10 protein-coding genes and 1 tRNA gene are annotated in these 10655 nt (G+C 39.1%); 9 read left to right on the top strand and 2 right to left on the bottom strand.

Annotated features, from left to right (window positions below):
* The 6 genes from R2S57_RS26070 to R2S57_RS30610 form a co-directional block, all read left to right on the top strand.
* The coding region (locus R2S57_RS26070) for a type IV secretory system conjugative DNA transfer family protein (protein WP_316847850.1) at positions 1 to 1248 on the top strand (1248 nt) is incomplete at its 5' end.
* A gap of 4 nt (positions 1249 to 1252) precedes the next feature.
* A complete protein-coding gene (locus tag R2S57_RS26065) occupies positions 1253 to 1741 on the top strand; it encodes a M23 family metallopeptidase (RefSeq protein WP_159435272.1) in 489 nt (162 codons plus the stop codon).
* Between the two features lie 61 nt (positions 1742 to 1802).
* Positions 1803 to 2612, top strand: coding sequence for a DUF4099 domain-containing protein (locus R2S57_RS26060; RefSeq protein WP_090985758.1), 810 nt, complete (start codon positions 1803 to 1805; stop codon positions 2610 to 2612).
* A 51-nt stretch (positions 2613 to 2663) separates the two neighbouring features.
* Complete coding sequence (locus R2S57_RS26055; protein WP_090985756.1) at positions 2664 to 3461, top strand: hypothetical protein; 798 nt, start codon at positions 2664 to 2666, stop codon at positions 3459 to 3461.
* A 139-nt stretch (positions 3462 to 3600) separates the two neighbouring features.
* A complete protein-coding gene (locus tag R2S57_RS26050; protein WP_090985754.1) occupies positions 3601 to 3795 on the top strand; it encodes a hypothetical protein in 195 nt (64 codons plus the stop codon).
* Positions 3796 to 3838: 43 nt separating this feature from the next.
* Positions 3839 to 5452 carry a recombinase family protein gene (locus R2S57_RS30610; protein ID WP_090985752.1) on the top strand — a complete coding sequence of 538 codons (1614 nt, stop codon included), beginning with the start codon at positions 3839 to 3841 and terminating at the stop codon, positions 5450 to 5452.
* On the opposite strand, the gene R2S57_RS26045 is transcribed toward R2S57_RS30610, so the two are convergent.
* Both R2S57_RS26045 and R2S57_RS26040 read right to left on the bottom strand, forming a co-directional pair.
* A tRNA-Met gene (locus tag R2S57_RS26045) sits at positions 5412 to 5485 on the bottom strand. The genes R2S57_RS30610 and R2S57_RS26045 overlap by 41 nt on opposite strands.
* A 233-nt stretch (positions 5486 to 5718) precedes the next feature.
* Positions 5719 to 6360: a hypothetical protein gene (locus R2S57_RS26040; protein WP_316847849.1), complete on the bottom strand. Its 642-nt coding sequence runs from the start codon at positions 6358 to 6360 to the stop codon at positions 5719 to 5721.
* A 765-nt stretch (positions 6361 to 7125) separates the two neighbouring features.
* On the opposite strand from R2S57_RS26040, the gene R2S57_RS26035 reads away from it, so the two are divergent.
* The 3 genes from R2S57_RS26035 to R2S57_RS26025 all read left to right on the top strand — a co-directional run bounded on the left by R2S57_RS26035 (position 7126) and on the right by R2S57_RS26025 (position 10313).
* Positions 7126 to 7506, top strand: coding sequence for an START-like domain-containing protein (locus R2S57_RS26035; protein WP_055911440.1), 381 nt, complete (start codon positions 7126 to 7128; stop codon positions 7504 to 7506).
* A 99-nt stretch (positions 7507 to 7605) separates the two neighbouring features.
* A complete protein-coding gene (locus R2S57_RS26030) occupies positions 7606 to 8961 on the top strand; it encodes an LptF/LptG family permease (RefSeq protein WP_410479114.1) in 1356 nt (451 codons plus the stop codon).
* Between the two features lie 140 nt (positions 8962 to 9101).
* Complete coding sequence (locus R2S57_RS26025; RefSeq protein WP_316847847.1) at positions 9102 to 10313, top strand: bifunctional 3,4-dihydroxy-2-butanone-4-phosphate synthase/GTP cyclohydrolase II; 1212 nt, start codon at positions 9102 to 9104, stop codon at positions 10311 to 10313.
* Positions 10314 to 10655 lie beyond the last annotated feature (342 nt).

The raw sequence follows: 10655 nt of genomic DNA, 5'->3' as shown, positions 1-10655 counted from the left end.
CCAGATCTAGCAAAGATCGCATATTACCACTTTTTGCAGGGAAAGAAAAAAGGCTTGTTGAAGGATTTTAGTTTTCATGTCATCAACCTGACGGATGTCGAAAAAAGCCGGAGGATAAATCCATTCCGGTGCGATTATATTACTATGTTGGCGGACGCTTCAGAGACAGCAGAAGGAACCGTGGAAGCATTAAAAAAAGGCGATAAGGCCAGCGGGAGTGACGCTTTTTTTACCCAATCAGCAATCAATTTTCTTGCATCATGCATTTATTTTATGAGCAGATATGAAAACGGAAAATATTCCAGTCTTCCACATGTGATGGCTTTTTTAAACCGTTCTTATCAAGAGATTTTTTCAGTACTTTTTACCAATCCTGAATTGGTCTCATTACTATCACCTTTTAAGTCTGCATTCGCCGCGAAGGCCTTTGATCAGCTGGAGGGACAGATCGGAACGCTAAAAATATTTATGAGCCGTATGGCTACAAAGGAAACATTTTGGGTGTTTTCCGGGAATGATTTTGATCTAAAAATTTCGAATCCGAAATCTCCGGGAATTTTAGTAATGGCTAACGATCCCAATACACAGAATATCAATTCTGCATGTTATTCGGTGGTAATCAACCGCCTTACACGGCTGATTAATTCGAAAGGCAACCTTCCTTCTGCAATTTTACTAGATGAAGGTCCCACGCTTTTTGTTCACCGGATCGAGAACCTGATTGCAACGGGTAGATCCAATAAAGTAGCCGTATTAATAGGAATGCAGGAATTGCCCCAGTTCAAACAACAGTATGGAAAAGATACCGCAACAACCATCACTTCCGTAGTTGGCAATGTGCTGTCCGGTTCGGCGAGGAACAAAGAAACGCTTGACTGGCTGGAAAGAATTTTCGGTAAATCGAAACAGATCGGAGAAAGCATTTCTATCGATAGGAGCAAAGTGTCGAAATCAATCAGCGAAAAGCTGGAAGTTTTAATCCCAGCTGGCAAAATCACTACCCTTGGCGCAGGAGAGCTTGTGGGGTTACTTGCCACGGATGCGGATGATAAATATACGGGTGAGTATGAAACCTCAGCTGTAAACTGCAAAATAAACCTGGATCTCAAAGAAATTAAAAAGGAGGAAGAAGGATATGTTGAACTGCCGGATTTTTACGATTTTGGAGGAAAGAAGGAAGAAATCCTCACACGGAATTTTTTGCGGATCAATAAAGAAATCGAATTATTGGTCGCTGGTTTTATGTAGTGTTATGTTTATCAGTGCTAATGGATACGGGGCCATTCAGGATACTGTTTCTTCTAAAAATTGTTATGCGACACTTCCGCTTAAAGTGTTTAAGCTAAATTCTGGATTTGGCTTTAGGCTTCATCCCGTTACCGGCGAAAAAAAATCATTTCATAAAGGGATTGACATCGCAGCAAAAAATGAAATTGTCTGTTCTGTTCTAGATGGACAGGTTGTTAAGGTTGGATATACCCCGATAATGGGAAACTTCGTAACAGTGAAATATGGTAACTATACAGTTTACTATGCACACCTTTCAAAATTATATTGTGTGGTAAACCAAAACCTTTATACGGGATTTCCAATCGGTTTAAGCGGATCGACTGGAAGAACAACTGGCGAACACCTGCATTTAACAGTGCAGCATAAAGGTCTGCCGATCAATCCACTTTATTTCTTAGCAGATATACTTTTTAGAAATGATAATGAGCTTGAGCAGTATCTGAATCTGTAGTTCAAAAAATTGCAGCAGTTGCTGCCCACATAATTTAACCCAAACTTTTAAATACACCCATATGCAGTATTCAAATTTGAATGTGCGCGATCTTCCTGTTGAGGATTTGCGCGAACTCGGACTATTTAAGGATGGGGAGATTAATCTTCCCAAGAACGATATCGATGCATTGCTCTCTGGCATGAGGACTAGCTTAATCAAGCTAAATAATGTCATTCACAGTGGTGTCGAAGTGCAGGAGATGAACGTAAAGCTTTCTCTTGCCAAAAATTCAGATGGAAAAGCGGAGCTTTTAGTTCACCCGGTATACAAACAATCAATTGCGCCGAAAATTATTTCATCAACGGAGGCAGATGATCTGATTACCGGACTTAAAGCAAACCTTATCAAAGAAACCGTTGAAAATGGACAGAATAAAAAACTGATGGTGGAATATGACTGGGACACAAGGGAGTTCATTGTGACTGATACTTCAAGATTACGCGTTCCCGAAATGGTGAATGGTATACCACTAACACCTTATCAAAAAGAGCGTTATGCCAATGGCCGCCAGATTGAAATGCCTGATGGGACTACCTTTCAGGCCAGTAGCGCTACTCCGGATGGAATCCGTTCCAATAGGTTGGCGCTTGTCGTCTCTCTTTTGATGGACGGTGGAATATCCTACCTTCTGCTAACAGGTCTAAAAGCCATGGTTGGCGATCGGGGACTGTTGCCGCAGAAAGATGAGCGGAATGAAAATTATCATAAGGCCCTTCAGGCAGCGGCCGCGCAGAAGTCTACGGTTAAGAACCCTGAAGAAACAACCTCAGCCATATCCAATAATAACGAGTATTCACGTGGATACGGCAGATCAGGGGTGTCGAGATAATCCTGTTCAAACAAAATAATTAAATGAATTTTAACCTTAATTTTTTCAATTATGAATGAGAATAATTTGGAGTACTTACAGAATACATTGAAGTACTTAGGCTTTGGAGATTCTCTTAATGCAGATCTAAAGGAGTCAATTGCACATGGCCCCGTGGGCTTTAAAATCCAGTCTCCCACCAAGGAGATGCCAGATCCGGCTAAAAGATATGAGCCGGAGTTTGGTGATAAGATGACATACGTACTTAGTTTTTCAAAAAGTAAGGAAACCGACATGTATTTTTTTAATAGCTATGAGGCAACACTGAAAAAAGCGGACACAAAGGATCTTATTTCGCAGACCTTTTATATCAATAAAGGGAAAGGAGTTACAGCCAAAGAAAGTTATAACCTGCTGTCGGGACGTGCTGTAAATAAAGATGTTGTTTTAAAGAGTGGCGAAAAAGCGAACCTTTGGCTTAAGTTAGATTTTACCGAACATACTCCAGAGAAGGGTTACGCAATAGATCCTTATGGTAAAAATTATGGCTTTAGTCTTAAAGAAACAGTAGAAACTTTTCACATACTTAACATGGAAAAGCTAGGATTTAAAGATCAGTTGCTCAAAAGTCTTGAACGGGGTAATCTTCATGAGGTATCCTTCATGAAAAATGGAAAGGAAGTAACTGGCTTTGTTACAGCTAATCCTAAGTTTAAAACACTTGATTTCTATGATCGTGATTTAGGGGAGATCTACAGTAAAGCTGTAGACCGCAAGGAACCGGTATTAAAAGAGGAAAAGGAAAAAGAATATGCTCTCGAAGGCGCAATAGAGCCAAAAGTCGAAGAAAAAAAGGGTCGGGGTAGGTAATCACTAATTCAGGTTTGTAATAATGCAGGGGGCTTTTAGTCCCCTGTCTTGTTGTATATGATGTTTTTTAATATCATGGTATCCTATCTGTTGAAACAAATATTTTAATGAAGTAGCTAGCTACTATAACTTAATCAGTATGGAAAGTCAATTAACTGTTGAAATGATTCTAAGACACCACGATCTTACGGTTGAAGAAGTTCTGTCACTACCATTATTCGCAAATTTTACTGTTGATGAAGCAGAAGATCTAATATTAACTGTGAAAAAATTTTCGATTATTGTATTTAATGCCCATCAAAAGTTAGAGAGTGATGATGGAAAAAGCGATTGATTATTACTATATTAAGTGATATACATTAAGGTAAAATTATTATATGTCAGATGTTTTATTTTTTGATTCTTTCGCCAAGGGAAAACAACATAAGCAAGTAACCCGGAGTAAAGAATGTGTTATTTATACCAGAGTGAGTGGTAAAGACCAGGTTGATAACCTCAGCCTAGGTACTCAGCTTAAAGCCTGTACGTCGTACGCTGAAAAGTTTGGTTTCGATATCATGGCCCAATTCGGAGGTACCTATGAGAGTGCGGAGAATGATGAAAGAAAACAATTTACAGCAATGTTATCTTTTGTTAAAAAATATAAAGGAAAAATTTCCGCCATATTAGTTTATAGTCTTGAACGTTTTTCTAGAAATGACAATTCTATTTGGTTAAGTGGTGAACTCAGGAGGTTAGGGATTGAAATTATTTCTGTAACGCAGCCAATTGACACTTCAAATGCATCTGGTCAGATGCAACAAAAATTACTTTTTCTTTTTGGGGAATTTGACAACCAGTTACGCAAGCAAAAGTGTACAGCAGGTATAAGGGAAATGCTGCTACGTGGCGATTGGCCAACCAGTCCCCCTCTTGGTTTTGATATTGATAAATCAGGAAATCGAAGAAAGATAGTGGTCAATGCAAAAGGTAGGTTATTACGTCAGGCATTTGAGTGGAAGGCCTATGAAAATGTCTCCAACGAAGTTATTCGTGACCGTTTGGCGCTGAGGGGATTAAAATTGATCCATCAGCGGATATCTGAAATTTTTAGGAATCCATTTTACTGTGGTTTAATGGTTCATAATATGCTGGAAGGTAAAGTAGTTGAGGGAAATCATGAAAAACTCGTTCCTAGAGAATTATTCTTAAAAGTTAATGGTTTGTTAGATACATTGTCACATGGATTCTCAATCAATGAGGAAAATGTAGATATACCACTTAAACGGTTTATGGTCTGTGCTGAATGTGGTAGGCCTTTAAGTGGGTATTTAGCACGTAAAAAAAATATTCATTATTATAAGTGTAAAACCAAAGCATGTTGTAATAATAAAAATGCTAATGATTTAAACAGAAGGTTCGAAAGGGTTTTGGAATTTTTTAAAATAGAAACGGCAAAAGACTATTTAGAATTAATAAAAAATCAAGTGGTGGCAACCTTTAACCAATTAACTAAACATAAGGAGACAGACCTTATACAGTTGGAGAATAGCTATAGAGAAATTAAAAGTAAAGTAGATCGTCTTGAAGAAAGGTATATTGAGGAGGAGGTTAGTAATGAACTTTATACTAAGTATCATGAAAAATATTCTCAAGAAAAATATGAAATTGAGCGTAATTTAATGACGCTATCAAATAAAAGTTCGAACCTAGTAAAATGTGTCGAATTAGCGATCGAATATGCCACTCAACTGCCTTCTAAGTGGGTTTCTGGTGATTATCATACTAAGCAACAATTGCAATCATTACTATTCCCTAAGGGTATAAGTTATGATAAGAAAAATGATAAAGTTCGAACCAAGGAAATCAATTTTGTGTTTTTGTATATAGCTTATTTTCAGCAGGTTGTCCTTAAAAAGCAAAGAGGCATACCAGAATTGGATCTGAATTATGCCTCTTTTGCCGCTTCGGTAGCGGGGAGCAGGATCGAACTGCCGACCTCAGGGTTATGAATCCTGCGCTCTAACCATCTGAGCTACCCCGCCGGGTCAAAATATTTGTGGTGTAATACAAATATTTATATGGTTATTTTTTGGAGCTGCAAATATAAGACTTAATTTCTTTTCAGTGAAATTAAATGTAAAATATCCTTTAAAAGCTTTTATATCAGTGCTTTTATTTGTTTGGGCTACTCATAAAAGCTCTTGAATCTCCGTTATTTTCTTAAACAATGCACGCCATTGTGAAGATGGCTTTAATGTTTGCTGAATTCGAAATGTTATTTGGTTTTAACGAATATGTATTTGATATTATACCAGGCAATCTCGTCATTCCTGTTTTTCATCTCTGCGGGGCTTTTAAAGAGATATTGATTGCTGTTAAAATATCGGGAGTATTTTACTTCACCAGAGTTGTGTCCGTTTTCTCCAACCATGGATGGCGGAGTATGTTTTTGGAAACTGTAAAAGCACACATAGTGTTCTATGGTGTCGCTTTTTTTGATGCCATAAAATTCCCAGAAATCGGCATATCGGTTCCATCGGTAAACACTATCTTTCCTTAACTCATATCTGAAATTATTGATCTCATATTCAAAAGGTGTTTCTGAAATGCTGTCTTTTGTAACGGTTAATGTATTATAAAAGTAATCGGCTAATTTTGTAGAATTCCAAAAGGATTCAGGTTTCTCCTGATTTGAAACTTCAATACCTCCCTGGTCAGAACCCCTGTAGGCCTTAAAATCTATAATTTCTTTACGTAAAAAAGTGTATGATGCTGTTACTTTTTTGGTTCCGCCGTCAGTCTTTTCAGGTAAATTGGGTATATCGTTATTCTTACGGCATGACTGTGCTAAAAAGAGGCAAGAAACGAATAGAAAAAAAATGGTGCTGTTTTTAAAAAGAATTGGTTTTATCATCATTCCTGATAGATGGTTTTAAATGTTATAATTATACTTTCTCCGTAATAATGATTAAACGAAGGTAGCCCAATCGGATCATAAAACCAAATATAATTAGATAGTGGTGTATTATTAATATGTTAAATTTTCTTGGCTTATTTTCAAAGGGTGATTACTTGTTATGGTTATCAACATATCTCCAGGCTTACTTCTGCTGTATCCCATATTCACCTTTTCTTTACCCTTTAAGTAGCCTTGGGTTTGGAGTGTGGCGTTTGGCATCAATAAGCCCAATAAATATATAAGTAACTAATGAACCCAGCTCTGTGTGCTTTGCGCCTTCTCTTTGTGATCTCTGTGGTTAAAGATGGATGACGTAAAATGGACAATGGAGTGGAACACCAGCTCTGTGTGCTTTGCGCCTTCTCTTTGTTATCTTTGTGGTTAAAGATGGGAGATGTAAAGTGGACGATGATCCGATAGCTATAGGATGACGACGAAAAAGGGAAGCCAGTTAATGAGACATGTGTTCGGGTTCGGCGTTCGATAAATACCTTGGCAATGTGCTATAAACTCATGAGCTATTGATCAATGAACCAATGACCAATGAACCACTGACATTGAACTAATGAACTATTGACCAATGAACTAATCACCAGTAAACTACTGCCCAATTAGCCAATAAACCAATAAAAATTATATTGTTGCAGATGTAGAATAAATTACCTTTCTTTAGAAAAATAATAATAAATAATAGTCCGGAAATTATCCTGGTAGTGTACTAACATGGCAGAAAAGAAAAAATTTACACTCGAGTACGAAGTTAGATCGTCACCAAGAATATTGTATAGTTTTATAAGTGAACCTAACGGTTTATCACAATGGTTTGCCGACGATGTAAATTTCCGCGATCAGGTATATACGTTTACCTGGGATGATGAGCAGTTAAAGGCAAAGCTGGTTTCTATTAAAGAGAATAAACTGGTTAAGTTTAAATGGCTGGATGATGAACCTCAATGTTATTTTGAGATGGAAATCGTGCAGGACGAACTGACCAATGATGTAGCCCTCTCGATCACCGATTTTACTACTGATGAACTTCTAGCAGAGAAAAAATTAATCTGGGATAACCAGATCGATTATCTGATTAGTGTTTTGGGTGCATAAAATTATCCACGCATTGTTTACCTTTGTAAGGTGAAAAAAATACATCTTCTGTTAATAAAGGCATTTGTGAGGCCATTCATTGCAACTTTTTTTGTAATGATGTTTATTCTATTGATGTTCTTTCTGTTTAAATGGATTGATGATTTAATCGGGAAAGGTTTCGAATGGTACACCATTCTGGAACTGATGTATTATGCTTCGGCCGCCAATGTATCTATGGCGCTGCCACTATCGGTGCTGCTTTCTTCCATCATGACTTTTGGTTCGCTGGGCGAAAATTATGAGCTCGTGGCCATTAAATCGGCAGGTATATCGTTGCAAAGGGCCATGCGACCGCTGTTTGTGGTGATCCTGATGCTTACCATAGGTTCCTTCTTTTTTTCCAATTACATGCTACCCAAAGCCAATTTAAAATTCGGCTCCCTTTTATATGATATCAGGAACAAAAAACTGTCCTTTTTGATTAAACCGGGCGTTTTTAACAATGCCATTCCGGGTTATGCCATCCGTGTCGATTCAAAAGAAGAAGACGGTACTCTGCACAACATCATGATTTACGATCATCGGGAGAATAACGGGATCCCTAAAATCATCCTGGCCAAAGAGGGTAAAATGGGTAAAACAACCGATGGGAAGTTTTTGGTGCTTAACCTCAAAAATGGGGTTCAGTATGAAGAACAGCCTTCGAAAAACGGCATGTACAACCCACGACAGATTTTTACGCGGAACCGTTTTAAGGGAACAGAACCCCGTTTCGATCTTTCTTCTTTTAACCAGAGCAGTACCGATCCCAATGCTTTTGGCAATAGCACGCCCATGTTAAACCTAAAGGGGATTACCAAAAAACGCGATTCGCTTACCAAGCAGCTGGATACCTTGAAAATAAGAACCATTGCCAACCTCACCAGCAACTTTAAACAGTTTAATGTAACTAAGGGATATACCAAAATAAAAGCTGCACCGAAAACGATCGATGATGTGATGTTGAAAAGCATCCCGAATGGCTCGCGGAAGCTGGCTTTGGACAATGCAACCAATGTGGTGGCCAGTATTATGCAGCAGGTACCCAACTGGGGTCCGCGCCAAACCGATTTAACGGGTGAAATCATTTTTACCACCGTAGAATACCAGCGTAAGTTTACCCTGGCGGCTTCTTGTATCCTCCTGTTTTTTATCGGTGCACCTTTAGGCGCCATCATCAGAAAAGGAGGGATGGGCCTGCCCGTTGTAGTGGCCATCTGTTTCTTCCTGGTGTATCACATTATTACCACCGTGGCCGAAAAATCAGCCCGCGAAGGAAACCTGAACCCGATTTTCGGGATGTGGATTGCCGTAATCGTACTGTCGCCACTGGCTGCCTTTTTAACCTATAAAGCCACGGTTGATTCGGCACTTTTTGACGTAAACTATTACAAACAGCTAATCCTTAAAGTGTTTAAAAAGAAGGAGAAATAGCCCTCGTTTCCTTTACTTACAGATGATATTTTAATCCAAATAATGCTTAATAAGGTTGTACATTTGTACAGGTTTATCGTTGCTGCATAAATTGATTTTAATGCACGTTAAGCACGATTTGCCCCATAATGCTAGATAAAATGCAAACAAAATTAAACACAATAGAAGAGGCCATCGCAGATATAAAAGCTGGTAAAGTGATTATTGTTGTAGATGACGAGAATAGAGAGAATGAAGGTGATTTTTTAACGGCTGCCGAAAATGCAACGCCCGAGATCATCAATTTTATGGCTACTTACGGTCGCGGATTAATCTGCGCCCCCCTAACTGAAGAACGTTGCAAGGAACTAAACCTGGACCTGATGGTGGGTAAGAATACCGCTGCTTACGAAACTAATTTTACCGTTTCGGTAGATCTTGTTGGTCATGGTTGTACCACAGGTATATCGGCAAGCGACCGTTCTAAAACGATGCTGGCTTTGGTAGATCCTAAAACCAACCCTGAAGAGCTGGGCAGACCAGGCCATATTTTTCCATTGATCGCCAAAGATGGCGGTGTAATCCGCCGTGCTGGTCATACCGAAGCTGCCGTAGATTTAGCGCGTTTGGCCGGAATGAAACCTGCAGGTTTGTTGGTAGAGATTTTAAAGGAAGATGGCGAAATGGCGAGACTCCCGGATTTATTTAAAATTGCCGAACAACACCAGTTAAAAATCATCTCGATAGAAGATTTGATTGCTTACCGTTTAACCATGGATAGCCTGATAAAACAGGAGGTAACGATTGATTTGCCTACAGCTTGGGGCGATTTTAAAATGACTGCTTATACCCAGCTGGATAATAATGCAACGCACCTTGCCATTTCTAAAGGCACCTGGACAGCAGACGAACCTATTTTGGCCCGTGTACACAGTTCTTGTGTAACGGGTGATATTTTCGGCTCATGCCGCTGCGATTGTGGACCTCAGTTGCACAAAGCTTTGGAGATGATCGAAAAAGAGGGTAAAGGAATTGTGGTGTATATGAACCAGGAGGGAAGGGGTATCGGACTGATCAATAAATTGCGTTCGTACAACTTACAGGATGCTGGTTTCGATACCGTAGAAGCCAACATTAAATTGGGCTTTAAAGGCGACGAACGCGATTATGGTGTAGGCGCACAGATCCTGAGATCAGAAGGCGTTACTAAAATGCGTTTGATGAGCAACAACCCAACCAAAAGAGCAGGCTTAATTGGTTACGGTTTAGAAGTAGTAGAAAATATTCCGATCGAAATTGCCAGTAACGTACATAACGAACGTTATTTAACCACAAAAAGGGATAAAATGGGCCATTCGATTATGAAAGGATAGCTTTGAGTTTGGAGCCGGCGTTTGGCTTTTGGAGCTCCTTGCATTGCGCCTAAATAAATAATTTAAAACCAACAATTGAACTTGAGTTTGATTGTTGGTTTTTTTGTTTTCTATATTGGTCGGTGTCTCACCGACCATAAAAAACTGTTCTATTACATCTTGCTCATGCTGATTAAGTTTTGGTAGGGGAGATGCATGGATAGCTGATTTTTATCTCCTAACCACCCCTGCCCCTCCTATATTATGAGGGGAGTTCCCTTCATAGTAGGCTCATTAAGATCCCCGCCTGCGCAATCCCTTAGCTATCTGATGACGACACAAGATGTGAAACCGATTAATGTG

It is taken from the genome of Pedobacter psychrodurus (assembly GCF_032678585.1).
Taxonomy (GTDB): domain Bacteria; phylum Bacteroidota; class Bacteroidia; order Sphingobacteriales; family Sphingobacteriaceae; genus Pedobacter; species Pedobacter psychrodurus_A.
The sequence above is the reverse complement of the archived record's forward strand: the minus strand, read 5'-3'. Positions and strand labels throughout refer to the sequence as shown.

Coding starts and splice junctions, on each gene's coding strand:
- R2S57_RS26065 (WP_159435272.1), top strand. CDS start 1,253: ATGTTTATCAGTGCTAATGGATACGGGGCCATTCAGGATACTGTTTCT.
- R2S57_RS26040 (WP_316847849.1), bottom strand. CDS start 6,360: ATGATGATAAAACCAATTCTTTTTAAAAACAGCACCATTTTTTTTCTA.
- R2S57_RS30610 (WP_090985752.1), top strand. CDS start 3,839: ATGTCAGATGTTTTATTTTTTGATTCTTTCGCCAAGGGAAAACAACAT.
- R2S57_RS26030 (WP_410479114.1), top strand. CDS start 7,606: ATGTTTATTCTATTGATGTTCTTTCTGTTTAAATGGATTGATGATTTA.
- R2S57_RS26060 (WP_090985758.1), top strand. CDS start 1,803: ATGCAGTATTCAAATTTGAATGTGCGCGATCTTCCTGTTGAGGATTTG.
- R2S57_RS26055 (WP_090985756.1), top strand. CDS start 2,664: ATGAATGAGAATAATTTGGAGTACTTACAGAATACATTGAAGTACTTA.
- R2S57_RS26025 (WP_316847847.1), top strand. CDS start 9,102: ATGCAAACAAAATTAAACACAATAGAAGAGGCCATCGCAGATATAAAA.
- R2S57_RS26050 (WP_090985754.1), top strand. CDS start 3,601: ATGGAAAGTCAATTAACTGTTGAAATGATTCTAAGACACCACGATCTT.
- R2S57_RS26035 (WP_055911440.1), top strand. CDS start 7,126: ATGGCAGAAAAGAAAAAATTTACACTCGAGTACGAAGTTAGATCGTCA.